Origin of the sequence: Brevundimonas sp. (assembly GCF_013912005.1) — a bacterium.
In the GTDB taxonomy this organism is placed as follows: Bacteria; Pseudomonadota; Alphaproteobacteria; order Caulobacterales; family Caulobacteraceae; genus Brevundimonas.
On record NZ_JACESB010000001.1, the window covers coordinates 242,255 to 257,104 of the forward strand.

Genomic DNA, 14,850 nt, shown 5'->3' on the forward strand with positions numbered 1-14,850 from the left:
CCTCATCCCTCATCCCTAATCCCTAATCCCCCATCCACCCTACGGATGCGGCCGGGCGATGCCGTAGCGCGCCGCCAGATATGGAATGATCGCCTCGTCCTGCAGGAAGCGGGCGCCGGTGGCGGCGCTTGTCTGCGCGTCCGGCCAGTCCAGTTCGCCGTCCAGCACCAGCAGGGGGCAGGACTGGTTCTCCTCGCCGACGGCCGCGATCACCGCCGGGCGCGGGCGGGGCCAGTCGAGACGGACGATCTCCAGCCGCTCCCGCAGCTGCGGATGAAAGGCCAGCACGCCCTCGATCACCGCCCCGGCCGGGCAGTACCACGGGCCGCCGTGGTCGTCGGTCCAGCCCGGGTTGACCAGGAACAGGCGCTCGGTCACGGCGTCACGCCGCCGGCGGCGCGAGGTCGGGCAGCGGCATCCAGCCGATCCAGACCAGCACCATCACGAGCAGCCAGACCGCGGCCGAGACCCAGGTCGTGGTGAGGAATTTCCGCTTCAGGTCCGGCTGCACCGGCGCGCCCCACTGGGCGCCGTCCTCCGGCCGCTCCTGGTCCTGCTGGTTCATGCCCAGCGGCAGCACGGTGAACAGCACCACCCACCAGCACACGACGTAGATGGCCACCATGGTGAACAGGCCGATCGGCATTTCAGTGCGCTCCCTTCGGCGTTTCCATCAGTTCGACCAGCACCCCGCCCATGTCCTTCGGGTGCAGGAAGATGATCGGCGTGCCGTGGGCGCCGATGCGTGGCTCCCCCGTGCCGAGGATCGTCGCCCCCTTCGCCCGCAGCGCGTCGCGCGCGGCGAGGATGTCCTCCACCTCGAAGCAGACGTGGTGCTGACCGCCCTTCGGGTTCTTCGCCAGAAAGCCGTGGATCGGGCTGTCCTCGCCGAGCGGCTCGATCAGCTCGATCTGGCTGTTGGGCAGGTCGATGAAGCAGACCCGCACCCCCTGGGCCGGCAGCTCGAAGGGCGCCTGCGCCTGCGTCGCGCCGAGCAGGTCGCGATACAGGGCGACGCTGGCCTCGATGGAGGGGGTGGCGACGCCGACGTGGTTCAGTCTTCCGATCATGGCGAGGACTTAGCCGTTCCGGCGGTCCGGGAGAAGGCGGCGCGGTTGTCGCGCCCCGCCCCTCCCCCTTCCGTCACTGCGCGAACGGGTCGGTCGGCGTCGGCCGGGTCGGCAGCGGCATGCGCGGCAGGGGCTCGTCCGAATTGGCGGCGGCCAGCAGCAGCCCGGCCAGCACCACGGCCGCCTGGCGCAGGTCCTCCGGCTTCAGGTGATCGTAGCTGTCGAGCGAGCTGTGGTGCAGCCGGCTGCCATAGTCGAGCGGGTCCTGGATGAACTGGAAGCCGGGGACGCCGACGGTCTGCATGTAGACGTGGTCGGTGCCGCCCGACGGCCGCAGCGAGACGGTGTCGGCGCCGAGGCCGTGGAAGGGCTCGAGCCATTCCTCGAACACGGCGGCGGCGGCGACATTGCCCTCGGCGTTGATGCCGCGGATGCGGCCCGAGCCGTTGTCGATGTTGAAGTAGGCGACGAGATCCGAATAGCCCTCGCGCGGCTGGACCGGCCAGCGGGCGCGCCAGGTCTGGCCGTTCGGCAGGGCGTCCAGGGCCGGGTCGCCCAGCGGGGCGCGGGTGGCGAGGTGACGGTCGACATAGGCCAGCGAGCCGTGCAGCCCCTGCTCCTCGCCGTTCCACAGGGCGAAGCGGATGGTGCGCTTCGGCCGGACGTTCAGCGCCTTCAGGATCCGGGCCGCCTCCATGACCACGGCCGTGCCGGCGGCGTTGTCCACCGCCCCGTCCGCCGCGACCCAGCTGTCGAAGTGGGCGCCGGCCATCACATACTCGCCCGAGCGGCTGGTCCCGGGGATGTCCGCCAGCACATTGTAGGCGTTGACGTCGTCGTCGTGGAAACGGACCTCGCTGAGCATCTCCAGCTTCGGCGCGGCGCCGGCGCGCGAGAGGCGGGCCAGACGGCGGTAGTCCTCGGCCGCCAGCTCCAGCCCGGGGAGCCGGGGCGTGCCTCCGACGCGGTAGGTGTAGCCGGCGCCGTGCAGAAGGCCGCCGTCGCGATAGGACATGCGCACCCAGCCCAGAGCGCCCTCCTCGGCCAGGAAGGCGTCCAGCTGCAGGGCGAAGTTGTCCCGGCCGCCATCGCGGCTGACGGTCACCGGCGCATGGGTCGGCTGCACGTAGTCGGTCCGGCCGGCCAGCTCCTCGTCGGTCCAGCGGCGGAAGAAGGGCTCGGTCGGATCGCTGGCGTCGTTGGGCGCGGAGATCATGACGATCTTGCCGGCCAGCTTGCCGCGGTGCTTCTCGAAGTCGGCGGGGCTGCTCATCGGCGCCAGCACGACCTCGCCGGAGACGGTCCCGTCGGTGCCCGGAGTCCAGGCCACCGGAATGGCGCGCAGCTCCAGCGGCCGGGGCTCGACCATACGCACGTCGGAGCGGACGATCGACCAGCCGCGGCCGAACTCGAAGCCCTCGGCGCGGACGTTCGACAGGCCCCACTCGCGGAACTTCGCCTGGGTCCAGGCCTCGGCCTCGCGCATCTGCGGGGAATTGGTCATGCGGCCGCCGATGCGGTCGGTCAGATGCGCCGCCGTCCGCATCACCTCGGAGTGGTTGAAGCCCTGGTCGAAGATGCCGTTCACAGCGACGAGGTCCGGCGCCTGGGCGAGGGCCGGCGCGGCGGCGAGGACGGCGGCGACGGAGACGGCGGCGAACAGGCGCTTCATGAAGGGGACCCCCGGGAATCAGAACCGGGGGACATTTGACGCGTCCGGCGCGGATGCACAAACCGCCCGTGCGTTCGGGCGCCGCGGAGACCGCTCAGTCCTCGACGTGCGGCGGACAGACAGGCAGGGCGTCGTCCGAGGGCGAGAGGCCGCCGATCACCACCTGGATCACCGGCTCCGGCCACCGCTCGAAGGTGGCCATCCCCGCGGGCACGGTGCAGACGGAGGTGGCGTCCGGCCCCCGGGCCTGGCCGCCGACGTAGCGGACCACGTAGCCCGCGTACTTCAGCCCCTCCTCCTGGCCGTTCTCGACCTTCAGGAGCGAACCGACGTCCCGCCGCCCGTGCAGGGCGAACCGGAGGGTCCCGGAGGCCGCCTGGTTGGGCTGGTCGCGCGAGCCTTCGGCCGGCGGCAGGACGTCTGCAAACTCGATGCGGTCGACGGCGACCAGGTCGTAGGTCCCGTCGGCGTTCCGGCGCAGGGTGGCGCGCTCGCCGATCGCGACGTTCAGGGTGCCCTGCACGTAGCTGGAACGCCGTCCCTCGACCTGTTGCGGCGTCGCCGGGTGGGGAACCTGGATCGCGGCGGCGAAGGCGAGGGTCAGGGGCGCGATCAGCATGGGAACTCCGGCACGGGCGGAGCCTCCGTCCCGGAGCCCCGCGCCATGCATGTCAGGACGGCCCCGCGCGAGCAATGGACAAGGCGCGCCCGCCGGGAATCGTGATCGCTGCGACCGCGAAGCCTCCCGTCTCGTCCACGGCGAAGCCGACCACGCGGGCTGCAGACGGCGCAGACGCGCCGATCCGCGCCCCCGCCGCACGAAAAAGGGGCCGACGACCGCAGCCGCCGACCCCCTTTTTTTCAACGCATCCCGGAGGATGTGCGGATCAGTTGCCGCCCATCATCGAGGCGACTTCGGTGGCGAAGTCCGGGCCCTCGACCTTCTCGACGCCCTCGCCGAGGGCGAGGCGGACGAAACCGGCGACGTGCAGGCCCGGCGCGCCCAGCTCCTTGCCGGTGTTGGCCACGAGCTGCTCGATGGTGACGTCCGGGTCCATGACGAACGGCTGCTTGGTCAGCACCACGTCCTTCTGGAACTTGGCGATCTGGCCCGAGACGATCTTCTCGATCATGTTCTCCGGACGGCCTTCTTCCTTGGCCTTCTCGATCAGCACGGCGCGTTCCTTCTCCACCGCGGCCGGATCGAGGTCGTCGGTGTTCAGGGCCAGCGGCGAGGTGGCCGCGACGTGCATGGCGATCTTGCGGCCGAGCTCGCGCAGGGCGGTCTTGTCGCCGGCGCCGTGCAGGGCGACCAGCACGCCGATGCGGCCGACGCCCGGCGAGACGGCGTTGTGGACGTAGGTGGCGACTACGCCCTCGTCGACCGACAGGCGGGCGGCGCGGCGCAGCTGCATGTTCTCGCCGATGGTGGCGATCATGTTGGTCACTTCGTCCTGGACCGTCTTGCCGGCTTCCAGTTCGGCGCCGTGCAGCGCCTCGACGGTGTGGTGCTCGAGGCCCAGCTCGGCGAAGCGCTTGGCCGCGTTCTGGAACAGCTCGTTGCGGGCCACGAAGTCGGTCTCGGCGTTGAACTCGATCGCCGCGGCGATCTCGCCCTTGCCGTCCTCGCGCGAGGCGACGGCGACGAGGCCCTCGGCGGCGACGCGGTCGGCCTTCTTGGCGGCCTTGGACAGGCCCTTGGCGCGCAGCCAGTCGATGGCCGCTTCCATGTCGCCGTTGGTTTCCTGAAGCGCCTTCTTGCAGTCCATCATGCCGACGCCCGAACGCTCGCGAAGCTCCTTCACGAGGGCGGCAGTGATCTCGGCCATTGTAGTCTCCTGAGTCTTGATATGCGGGTACGGCCGGGTTGTTAGCCCGGCCGTGTGTCAGTCACGCACGACCCTCGCCGGAGGGCCGTCGGGCGATCAGCCCGTGGCCTTCTCGGTCTCGACGGCGTCGTTCGCTTCGGCGGTCGCCTCCTGGGCGGCCTCGTCGGCGACGGCCGGCTCGGCGGCCGCTTCCATCTCGGCGGCGACGCCTTCCGTGCCGGCCGGGGCGGCCTCGGCTTCAGCCTTCGGGGCTTCGGCCTCGCGCAGCATCGGCTCGACCGGGGCTTCCGAAGCGCCCAGGTCGATGCCCGAGGCCGCGGCGCCCGAGGCCAGGCCGTCGAGGACGGCGTCGGCGATCAGGTCGCAGTAGGTCTGGATGGCGCGGGCGGCGTCGTCGTTGCCCGGGATCGGATAGGTGATGCCGTCCGGATCGCAGTTGGTGTCGAGGATGGCGATGATCGGGATGTTCAGCTTGCGCGCTTCCTGGATCGCGATCGCTTCCTTGTTGGTGTCGATCACGAACATGATGTCGGGGATGCCGCCCATGTCCTTGATGCCGCCCAGCGAGGCTTCCAGCTTGTCGCGCTCGCGCTGCAGGCTGAGCAGCTCGCGCTTGACGCGGCCCTCGCCGCCCGACTCCAGCAGGGAGTCCAGCTCGCGCAGGCGGGCGATCGAGCCCGACACGGTCTTCCAGTTGGTCAGGGTGCCGCCGAGCCAGCGATTGTTCATGTAGTACTGGGCGCAGCGCTTGGCGGCCTCGGCGACCGGGTCGGCGGCCTGGCGCTTGGTGCCGACGAACAGCACGCGGCCGCCCTTGGCGGCGACGTCGCGCACGGCGACCAGCGCCTGGTGCATCAGCGGGATCGACTGCGACAGGTCGATGATGTGGATGTTGGAGCGCGCGCCGAAGATGTAGCGCTCCATCTTCGGGTTCCAGCGGTGGGTCTGGTGGCCGAAGTGCGCGCCGGCTTCCAGCAGCGAACGCATGGAGAATTCAGGCAGAGCCATGATCGTCTTGTCCTTTTTCCGATAGACGTTGCGCGGACGGTTAAAGGACCGGATGGTCCCTCGGAACGGAGCCGCCGGGGATGTCTCCCCCGGAAGCGCCACGCCCGCGTGCGAAGTGCGCGCGGTCTCTAGGCGAGTTGCGGGCTGAAAGCAAGGTTGCCTTGCCCCTGCGCCCCACAAGCCGGATGTTCCGGCATGAGCCAGAAAAGCCTGATCCTCGCCGTCGCCTTGACCCTGGGCTCGCCCGGTGCGGCGTCGGCCCAAGCTGCGTCGGACGAACTCAATATCCGACACCAGCCCTGGCCGGGCCGCGAAGCCTTCGCGGGGGTGACGACATCCGCCGCCCTGTCCCGGTCGTGGTCCGCCAATCGCTTCTATGTCGTCACCCTGGGAGAGTGGCCGAACGCCACTCGCCACTGGATCGTCCGTCGCGCGTTCGGCGAGGAACTGGGCCCGGACGCCGGCCGCACGACTGTGGTCTGGGCGGACTCGAGAAGCTGTCCGGCGCTCGCGCCGGTGCTGCAGCGAATGGAGCGCATGCCGGCGGCGAGGATCGATGTCCCGGGACTGGGTTGGGAAGACGACCGGTGGGGCCTCACCTTCGATGGCGTGCATCACCGGTTCTGGAGCCATGTCCGGGATGCGACGACCGGATCGCGCATGACCATGACGCTTGAAGGCAATCTCAACACGCCGGTCGAACGCTGGTGGAGCGAGGCCCTCCGTCGACTGGAGGCCTGCTGGACGACCTCGCCGCCGACCGACGGCTGAGCTCCGTTCGCCAGAGGCCCGCATCGCCTTCGCCTCCATCCGGTCGATGTCGGCAGATGGTCCGCAGCCCGGTGCTCTCAGCCGAGCCACAACTGGCCGGCCGCGGCGGCGGCGGCGAGGATCAGGGGGGCGGCGAAGCGCCCTTTCAGCGTCGATGCGGCCACGACGGCGAGGCCGCCGATGACCACAAGCGGCCAGGCCGCCCCCTCATCGACCAGTCCCGCGGCGAGCTGGAACACCGTGGCGGCGATCACCCCGACGACGGCGCCGGCGACGCCGTCCAGCACGGCGTGAACGGCCGGGGTTCCGACCACCTGCTCCAGCCGGTCGTGGAGGACCATCGAGAAGGCGAAGGCGGGCAGGAAGACGCCGGCGGTGACGGCCAGCGCGCCGGGGAAGCCGCCGGCGGCGTAGCCGACGAAGGTTGCGAAGATGACCAGCGGCGCGGGCATGACTTTGGCCATCACCACCCCGTCGAGGAAGGTCGCGTCGCTCATCCAGCCGCGCGGAACCACGTCGGCGCGGACGAAGGGAATGGCGGTGTAGGCTCCGCCGAAGGTCAGCAGGCCGGCCTTCAGGCCGGTCAGGAACAGGGCGAGGACCGAAGCCGGCGCGGCCGCGGCGACGACGGCGTCGACAGCCTGCGGCGCGGCAGGGCGCAGGAGCCAGAGGGCGGAGATCCCGACGGCCAGGGCCAGCGCTGCGAGGGCCGCGCCCCGGCGGCCGGTCGCCGCCAGCCCATGAACGAGGGCTCCGGCGGGGAGCACGATCCAGAACGGGACGCCGGCCAGCGTCGCCGGCAGGGCCAGCCCGGCGACCAGCCACAGGCTGCGGCCGACAAGAATGTGACGGCCGATGCGCTCCACGGCGCGGGCGATCAGCCCGATCACCGCCGCCTGCGCCCCCAGCAGGGCCGGCGCCAGGGCCCCCTGCCCCACGTCGAAGCGGAACCAGGCCCAGGCGGCGGCGAGCATCAGCAGGAAGCCCGGCAGCATGAAGCCGAGGCCGGCGACCAGCCCGCCCCGGCGGCCCCGCGCCCGCACGCCCATGTGCACGCACAGTTCGTGCGCCTCGGGCCCCGGAAGGGCCTGCATCACCGCCAGCAGCCGGTTGAACCGGGCGGACGACATCCAGCGGTCCCGCTCGACCAGTTCGCGCCGGATCATGGCGATCTGCGCCACCGGCCCCCCGAAGGCGAGCGCCCCGAAGCGCAGGAAGCGCAGGAACAAGGGCCAAAGGCCGATCGGAGGCGGGCGCAGGTCGTCGTCGGCCATCGGCCTCCTATGCCCTCCCCCGAGCCCGGCGTCACCGCCCCCGCATGCGGCCTCGCCAGCCTGGCGTAACGCCGCTATATTGTTCCCGGGAGGGGCTTCAGATGAACCGCGTGCAAGCCGCCCTGTCGGGCGTCGTGATGGCCGCCGCCGCCCTGGCGGGGGTCGCCACATCCCAGGCGCCGCCGCCGTCGCCGGTCGCCGCCGTGCAGGTCGACCTGCCCCGGTCGCGGGAGGACGCGGCGGCGCTCGCGCGGGCGCGGCAGGATCCGCTGGCGGCGCGCATCCGGAGCGTCATGGCGCAGGATTCGCGCACCGCGGCGATGCTGCAGCTGGCCGCGGAGTCGCCGGTTCCGGTGCTGGGCCCGTCCGATCCGGCCCTGCTGGCCGCAGCCCGCCTGTTCACCGGCGACCGCCACTACATGATGAGCCTCGAACGCGGCGGGCAGGTCATCGAGATCTACGGAAGCACCAAGGCCTTCCGCTCGCCCGTGGCGCAGACGCCGGGCGCGGCCGGGCGAACGGCGGCCCCGGCGCGGCTCGCGGTCGCCCGGGCCCCGGCGCGATCCGCCGCAGCGGCCCGGCGGGCGCAGGCGGCGGGGCTGGCGAACCTTCGCACCGAGCAGACCGAGTACGGCCATGACGTCGCCTTCAGCCGCTTCGGCGCCGCCTACAGCGTCAGCTTCATCTGCGACGGCCAGGGCGCGCCCGGCTGCGGCGAGGCCGACGCGGTGGCCTTCGCCGCCAGTCTGGTGCTGATCGGGGGCGGGGCGTGAGACGGCCGGCGTCGCTGGCGGCCCTGCTGCTGCTGACCGCCTGTTCGCCGACCGGTTGCGACGGGACGACTCCCGGGCCGGAGAAGGGCCCGCCGCCGGCCCCCGGGGATGCGGTCGGCCCCTCCGGGCCGCCGGCCGAACCGCCGCCCGAGACGCCGCCGGAGCCCGAGCCGGTCGACTGGCCGCACGAGCCGCCCGGCGGCCTCGCCCCCGGGTCGGGCAGCGGGGCCACGGACCCGACCGTCTGGGCGGCGGGCATGCGCTTTCCGATGAAGGCGGCTCCGGCCTACGCCAACTCCCAGGTCTACGGCTACGGCGGCTTCGCGGCGCCGGGGCCCGGCGGTCAATGCGACCCGCGGAACTACAGCTATCCGTGGCGGGACAATTTCTGCGAGACGCGCTCGTGGACCAACGGCATGTGCCCGGCCGGACGCGGCCATCAGGGGCAGGACATCCGTCCGGCCAGCTGCGAGAAGAAGGTGCACGAGGTGGTCGCCGCCGAGAACGGGCGGATCACCTCGATCGGCAGCTACACCGTCACCCTGCTGGGCGACTCCGGCCGCATCTACCGCTACCTGCACATGGACATGGCCGGGGTGCACGCCCTGCACCCGGACGCGGCCTCGCGCACGGTCGCGCGCGGCCAGACCCTGGGCAAGGTGTCGGCCGACTTCGGCGGCTCGGCCACCACCATCCACCTGCATTTCGAGATCAAGGCGCCGGTGGACACGGGGAGCGGGCCGACGGTCATGTTCGTGCCGACCTATCCGAGCCTGGTGGACAGCTACGGCAGGCTGCTGAACGGGGCCGCCTGACGGGTCAGGTTCCGCGCGGCTTGGCCCGGCTGGTCGCCTCGGCGACGGCGGGATCCTCCGGCCAGGGGTGCCTCGGATAGCGGCCGCGCATCTCGGCGCGCACGTCCTTCCACGAGCCGGCCCAGAAGCGGGGCAGGTCCTTCGTCATCTGGATCGGCCGGCGCGCGGGGGACAGCAGGGCCAGGGTCAGGGGCACGCGACCGCCGCCGACGCTCGGGTGGCTGGTGACGCCGAACAGCTCCTGCACCCGGATGTCGACGCGCGGCCCGCCCTCGGCGGCGTAGTCGATCGCGGCCGAGCCGAGCGGCGTCTGCAGCCGGGCGGGCGCCAGCTCGTCCAGCGCCCGCTGGCGATCCCACGGCACCAGGGCGCGCAGGCCCTGCTCCAGGGCGGCGTCCGGGATGGCGTCGAGCGCCTGCGCCTCGGCCAGCAGCGGCCTGAGCCAGGCGTCGCGGGCTGCGAACAGCCCCGCATCGCTGACGTCGGGCCAGGCGTCGTCCAGCGTGCGCAGGAAGGCCAGCCGGGCGCGCAGGGCGGCGGCGCGTTCGCCCCAGCGCAGGCCGTTCAGCCCGTCGCGTTCGACCTCGGCCTCAAGCGCGGCGGTGACCGCGGCGCGGTCGGGACGGCCCATCTCCTTCTCGTCGACGACGATGGCGCCGATCCGGCGGACCCGTTTCAGCGTCATCCGCCCCGACGGTTCGCGCGACAGCCGGTCCTCGACCTCGATGCGGTGTTCGAGGTCGACGAGGTCCACCGGCGCGGCGAGGCGGATGCGGTCCCGGGCGTCCCCGCCGCCCAGCTCCGCCGCCGCCAGCCACGGCTCGCGGGCCAGCGGCTCGTGCGGGTCCATGAAGGCGCCGCGCCCGGAGGCCAGCCGCACCTCGCCCGGCTTGCCGCGCGCCCGCGCCACCCGCTCCGGAAAGGCCTCGGCCAGCAGGGCGCCGGGATCGACCTCGCCGCCCTGCCCGGCCCCGGCGCTGCGGGCCCAGCGGTCCGCCAGCTTCAGGGCGTCGCGGGCCCGGGGCGAACGATCCCGGTCCAGCGCCCGCAGCCGCTCGCGCAGGTCGACGTCGGTCCCGCCGAGGCCGGGCTCCGACAGCACGGCGGCGATCCGCGCGCCCATGAGGGCGTCGCCCTGGTCGGACGCCGCCGCGACCATGTGCGCCAGCCGGGGCGGCAGGGCGATGCCAGTCAGGCGGCGGCCGTGGCCGGTGAGCGCCCCTTCCGCGTCCAGCGCCCCGAGCCGGGCCAGCACGTTGCGCGCCTCGGCGAAGGCGCCGGCGGGGGGCGGATCGAGCAGGGCGAGAGAGTCGGGCGCACGGGCGCCCCAGCGGGCGAGATCGAGGGCGAAGGCCGTCAGGTCGGCCTCGAGAATCTCCGGCCGCTGGTGCGGGACGAGGCCGCGGGTCTGTTCCTCGTCCCACAGGCGGTAGCAGACGCCGGGCTGCGTGCGGCCGGCGCGGCCGCGGCGCTGCTCGGCCGAGGAGCGGCTGACGCGAACGGTGGCGAGCCGGGTCAGGCCGCTGGCCGGATCGAACCGGGGCACCCGCGACAGGCCGCCGTCGATCACCACCCGCACCCCCTCGATGGTCAGGCTCGTCTCCGCCACCGAGGTGGCCAGCACCACCTTTCGGCGACCGGGCGACGCCGGTTCGACGGCGCGGTCCTGCTCCGCCTTGTCCAGGGCGCCGTAGAGGGGGGCGAGGTCGACGTCGCCCGGCAGGCGGTCGGCCAGCAGCCGCGCCGTGCGGTGGATCTCCCCCTGTCCCGGGAAGAAGGCGAGGATGGAGCCGCCCTCCTCCGCCAGCGCCTGGCGGATCGCGCGGGCCATGGCCTCCTCGAAGCGCTCGGCCGGATTACGGCCAAGGTGGCGGGTCTCGACCGGGAACATCCGCCCCTCGGCCTCGATCACCGGCGCCGTCTGTCCCGAGGCGTCGGCCAGCAGGCGCGAGACGCCGGCGATGTCGAGGGTGGCCGACATGACCAGCAGGCGCAGGTCGTCACGCAGCAGCTGCTGGCTCTCCCGCGCCAGCGCCAGGCCGAGATCGGCGTCGAGGCTGCGCTCGTGGAATTCGTCGAACAGGACGGCGCCGACGCCCTCCAGCCCCGGATCGTCCAGGATCATGCGGGTGAAGACGCCCTCGGTGATCACCTCGATGCGGGTGGCCGGGCCGATGCGGCTCTGCAGCCGGGTGCGGTAGCCGACCGTCTCTCCGGCCCGCTCTCCCAGCGTGGCGGCCATGCGGTCGGCGGCGGCGCGGGCGGCCAGCCGCCGCGGCTCCAGCACCAGCACCTTGCCGTCCGCCAGCCACGGCTGGTCCAGCAGCGCCAGCGGCACGACCGTGGTCTTGCCGGCCCCGGGCGGCGCGGCGAGCACGACCGCAGGCCAGTCCGCGAGGGCGGATTTCAGCGGTTCGAGGACGGCGTGGATCGGGAGCATTGCGGCCCAGATAGCGCGAAGGTCAGCCCTCGGGCGCCGGAATTTTCTGCGCCCTGGCCGCAACGACCGCTTTCACGAAAGCGTCGTCGGAGCTTCACCCTTCGGAAACCGCGTTGCCAGCGCGGACAGGCGCCGCTAGCGTCCGCGCCGAAAACAGCATCAGGCTGTAAGTCGGAGGGGACATTCATGTGGCGCGTTAAGTCGCTCGACGCCATCCTGGCCACGGCCGAGAAGAAATCACTGCATCGCTCGCTGGGCCCGGTCCAGCTGACCCTGCTGGGCGTCGGCGCCATCATCGGCACCGGCATCTTCGTGCTGACCGCCGCGGCGGCGCAGAAGGCCGGGCCGGGGATGATGTGGTCGTTCGTGATCGCCGGCGCGGTCTGCGCCGTCGCCGCGCTCTGCTACTCGGAACTGGCCTCGATGGCCCCTGTGTCGGGCTCGGCCTACACCTACACCTACGCCGTCATGGGCGAACTGCTGGCCTGGATGGTCGGCTGGGCGCTGATTCTCGAATACGCCGTGGCGGCCTCGGCCGTGTCGGTGGGCTGGTCCGGCTATGTGCTGGGCCTGATCGAGAACGCCATGGGATTCGACTGGCCAGACCTGCTGCAGGCCGGGCCGGCGTGGAGCATGAACGGCTGGATCCCGACCCCTGACTTCTCGGTCGGCATCGTCAACGTTCCGGCCATCGTGGTGGCCCTGGCCGTGACCCTGCTGCTGATGATCGGCACCACGGAATCGGCGCGCGTCAACGCCGCCCTGGTGGCGATCAAGGTCGCCGCCCTGACCGCCTTCATCGTCCTGACCCTGCCGGTCCTGAAGACCGGCAACTTCACGCCCTTCGCGCCCAACGGCCTGTTCGGCGAGTCCTCGGGCATGGGCATCATCGGCGCCGCGGCCTCGATCTTCTTCGCCTACGTCGGCTTCGACGCCGTCTCGACGGCGGCGGAAGAGACCAAGAACCCGCAACGCAACGTGCCCATCGGCCTGATCGGCTCGCTGGCCATCTGCACCATCTTCTACCTGCTGGTCGCGGCCGGCGCGGTCGGGGCCATCGGCGCCCAGCCGGTGCTCGGCTCGGCCGGCGAAGCGGTCCAGCCGGGCTCGCCGGGCTTCATCGCCGCCTGCCAGCTGGCCGAGAACGCCAATCGCCTGGTGTGCTCGAACGAAGCCCTCGCCCACGTGCTGCGCGAGATCAACTACCCGGCCGTCGGCAACGCGCTCGGCACCGCCGCCATGCTGGCCCTGCCCTCGGTCATCCTCATGATGATCTACGGCCAGACCCGCATCTTCTTCGTGATGGCGCGCGACGGCCTGCTGCCGGAAGGCCTGGCCAAGGTCCACCCGAAGTGGAAGACGCCCTATGTGGTGACCATCTTCACCGGCATCGCCGTGGCCATCGCCGGGGCCCTGTTCCCGGTCGGCCAGCTGGCCGACATCTCGAACTCGGGCACCCTGTTCGCCTTCTTCATGGTGTCGGTCGCCGTGCTGATGCTGCGGGTGAAGGATCCTCACCGCCGCCGTCCGTTCCGGACGCCGTTCGTCTGGATCATCGCGCCGCTGTCGGCCTTCGGCTGCGCCGCCCTGTTCTGGAACCTGCCGCACGACGCCAAGATGGTGCTGCCGATCTGGGGCGGCATCGGCCTGGTGATCTACCTGCTGTACGGCATCCGCAAGAGCCACGTCGGCCGGGGCATTGTGGACGTGCCGGAGCTGGATCCCGATGCGCCGCACGGGCCGGTGCCGCCGATGCCCGGCGCGCCGTCGCCGACGGACGACCACAGGAACTGATCCTCGATCAGCGCTGGCAAGGGCCCGGGAGCGATCCCGGGCCTTTCGCTTTGTTGCGCCCTGCCCTACAGGCGGAGGCGGACCTGCGGATGTGGCGGAACTGGTAGACGCACTGGATTTAGGTTCCAGCGCCGCGAGGCGTGGAGGTTCGAGTCCTCTCATCCGCACCATCCTGCCTCGCCCCGACGGGCTTCGCAGGACAGGTTCGCCGGCCGGCGGCGAAGCGGGGCGATGAAGAGGCGGTCAGTCCCTCCGCCTCGCGACCGTCCGACGCTGCAGGTTCTTGTTTTGTTCTGCGGTGCTGCTATCCTGCCCGCATGGCCGAAGCAGCGAAGGGACGGGGCGCGCGCACCAATGCGACGGGGCGCTATGAGCCGGTCACGAGGGAGACTTTCGATGACGGGTGGACGTCGGAGGACGCCGAAGCGGCGCCGCTGCGCACCACGCTGACGCCGGAGCGGGCGCGGACCATCATCACCCGCAACACCAGCCCCGACGTGGGCTTCGACCGCTCGATCAACCCCTATCGCGGCTGCGAGCACGGCTGCATCTACTGCTATGCCCGACCCGCGCATGCGTACATGGGCCTGTCCCCGGGCCTCGACTTCGAGAGCCGGCTGTTCTGGAAGCCCGAGGCGGCCGCCCTGCTGGAGCGGGAGCTGTCGAAACCGCGCTACGTCTGCCGGCACATCCACATCGGCGGCAACACCGACCCCTACCAGCCGGTCGAGCGCGAGCTGAAGTCGACCCGGGCGGTGCTCGAGGTGCTGCAGCGCTTCAACCATCCGCTCAGCATCATCACCAAGTCGGTGCTGATCGCCCGCGACGCCGACATCCTCGGCGCCATGGGCCGCGAGGGACTGGCCTCGGCCCTGGTCTCCATCACCACCCTCGACCGCAAGCTGGCCCGGGCGATGGAGCCGCGGGCCTCGACCCCGGCGAAGCGGCTGGAGGCGATCTCGCGCCTGGCCGAGGCCGGGTGCCCTGTCGGGGTCGGCTTCGCGCCGGTGATCCCGGGGCTGAACGACCACGAGCTGGAGTCGGTGCTGGAGGCGGCGGCCAAGGCCGGCGCGACCTCGGCCATGTATGTGACCCTGCGGCTGCCGCTGGAGATCAAGGACCTGTTCCGCGAATGGCTGGCCGACGCCCGCCCCGAGCGCGCCGCCCGGGTCATGTCGCTGGTCCGCCAGACGCGCGGCGGACGCGACTACGACCCCGAATGGTCGCACCGGATGAAGGGCGAGGGCCCGGTGGCCGAGCTGATCGCCGCCCGCTTCCGCGCCGCGACCCGGCGGTACGGTCTGGACGGCCCCCGCGCGGCGCTCGACGTCAGCCGCTTCCGCGTACCGGCCGACGCGCGCCGTCAGCTCGACCTGTTCGACGCCGCCTGAGCGCCGGCCGCGG

General features: G+C 72.1%; 14 protein-coding genes and 1 tRNA gene. 6 read left to right on the forward strand and 9 right to left on the reverse strand.

Annotated elements, in window-relative coordinates; genetic code table 11:
* Positions 1-39: 39 nt before the first annotated feature.
* The 7 genes from H2038_RS01270 to rpsB form a co-directional block, all read right to left on the reverse strand.
* Positions 40-378, reverse strand: a complete 339-nt coding sequence (locus H2038_RS01270; protein WP_292108641.1) for a DUF3088 family protein — start codon at positions 376-378, stop codon at positions 40-42.
* 4 nt (positions 379-382) lie between these two features.
* Complete coding sequence (locus H2038_RS01275) at positions 383-646, reverse strand: DUF1467 family protein (protein WP_292108642.1); 264 nt, start codon at positions 644-646, stop codon at positions 383-385.
* A gap of 1 nt (position 647) precedes the next feature.
* The gene (gene mce, locus H2038_RS01280) at positions 648-1,070 is read right to left on the reverse strand and encodes a methylmalonyl-CoA epimerase (protein WP_292108643.1); all 423 of its coding nucleotides are present in this window, start codon (positions 1,068-1,070) and stop codon (positions 648-650) included.
* Positions 1,071-1,143: 73 nt separating this feature from the next.
* Complete coding sequence (locus tag H2038_RS01285; protein WP_292108644.1) at positions 1,144-2,742, reverse strand: M20/M25/M40 family metallo-hydrolase; 1,599 nt, start codon at positions 2,740-2,742, stop codon at positions 1,144-1,146.
* 94 nt (positions 2,743-2,836) lie between these two features.
* A complete protein-coding gene (locus tag H2038_RS01290) occupies positions 2,837-3,361 on the reverse strand; it encodes a hypothetical protein (protein ID WP_292108645.1) in 525 nt (174 codons plus the stop codon).
* Between the two features lie 268 nt (positions 3,362-3,629).
* Entirely contained in the window at positions 3,630-4,571 is a 942-nt protein-coding gene (gene tsf / locus H2038_RS01295; RefSeq protein WP_292108646.1) for a translation elongation factor Ts, read from the reverse strand.
* Between the two features lie 96 nt (positions 4,572-4,667).
* A complete protein-coding gene (gene rpsB / locus H2038_RS01300; protein ID WP_292108647.1) occupies positions 4,668-5,579 on the reverse strand; it encodes a 30S ribosomal protein S2 in 912 nt (303 codons plus the stop codon).
* 195 nt (positions 5,580-5,774) lie between these two features.
* On the opposite strand from rpsB, the gene H2038_RS01305 reads away from it, so the two are divergent.
* Complete coding sequence (locus H2038_RS01305; protein ID WP_292108648.1) at positions 5,775-6,350, forward strand: hypothetical protein; 576 nt, start codon at positions 5,775-5,777, stop codon at positions 6,348-6,350.
* A 77-nt stretch (positions 6,351-6,427) separates the two neighbouring features.
* Here H2038_RS01305 and chrA read toward each other — a convergent pair whose 3' ends face one another.
* Positions 6,428-7,624, reverse strand: coding sequence for a chromate efflux transporter (gene chrA / locus H2038_RS01310; protein WP_292108649.1), 1,197 nt, complete (start codon positions 7,622-7,624; stop codon positions 6,428-6,430).
* Between the two features lie 101 nt (positions 7,625-7,725).
* Here chrA and H2038_RS01315 point away from each other — a divergent pair, with 101 nt between their 5' ends.
* Together H2038_RS01315 and H2038_RS01320 are read left to right on the forward strand one after the other, a co-directional pair.
* A complete protein-coding gene (locus H2038_RS01315; RefSeq protein WP_292108650.1) occupies positions 7,726-8,397 on the forward strand; it encodes a hypothetical protein in 672 nt (223 codons plus the stop codon).
* A complete protein-coding gene (locus H2038_RS01320) occupies positions 8,394-9,212 on the forward strand; it encodes a M23 family metallopeptidase (RefSeq protein ID WP_292108651.1) in 819 nt (272 codons plus the stop codon). Before H2038_RS01315 ends, H2038_RS01320 begins: the two co-directional genes overlap by 4 nt.
* Before the next feature lie 4 nt (positions 9,213-9,216).
* On the opposite strand, the gene hrpB is transcribed toward H2038_RS01320, so the two are convergent.
* The gene (gene hrpB, locus H2038_RS01325) at positions 9,217-11,652 is read right to left on the reverse strand and encodes an ATP-dependent helicase HrpB (RefSeq protein ID WP_292108652.1); all 2,436 of its coding nucleotides are present in this window, start codon (positions 11,650-11,652) and stop codon (positions 9,217-9,219) included.
* A gap of 186 nt (positions 11,653-11,838) precedes the next feature.
* Here hrpB and H2038_RS01330 point away from each other — a divergent pair, with 186 nt between their 5' ends.
* The 3 genes from H2038_RS01330 to H2038_RS01340 all read left to right on the forward strand — a co-directional run bounded on the left by H2038_RS01330 (position 11,839) and on the right by H2038_RS01340 (position 14,837).
* Entirely contained in the window at positions 11,839-13,446 is a 1,608-nt protein-coding gene (locus H2038_RS01330; RefSeq protein WP_292108653.1) for an amino acid permease, read from the forward strand.
* Between the two features lie 85 nt (positions 13,447-13,531).
* A tRNA-Leu gene (locus tag H2038_RS01335) sits at positions 13,532-13,616 on the forward strand.
* 147 nt (positions 13,617-13,763) lie between these two features.
* On the forward strand, positions 13,764-14,837 hold the full coding sequence (locus H2038_RS01340) for a PA0069 family radical SAM protein (protein WP_292108654.1): 1,074 nt from the start codon (positions 13,764-13,766) through the stop codon (positions 14,835-14,837).
* Positions 14,838-14,850 lie beyond the last annotated feature (13 nt).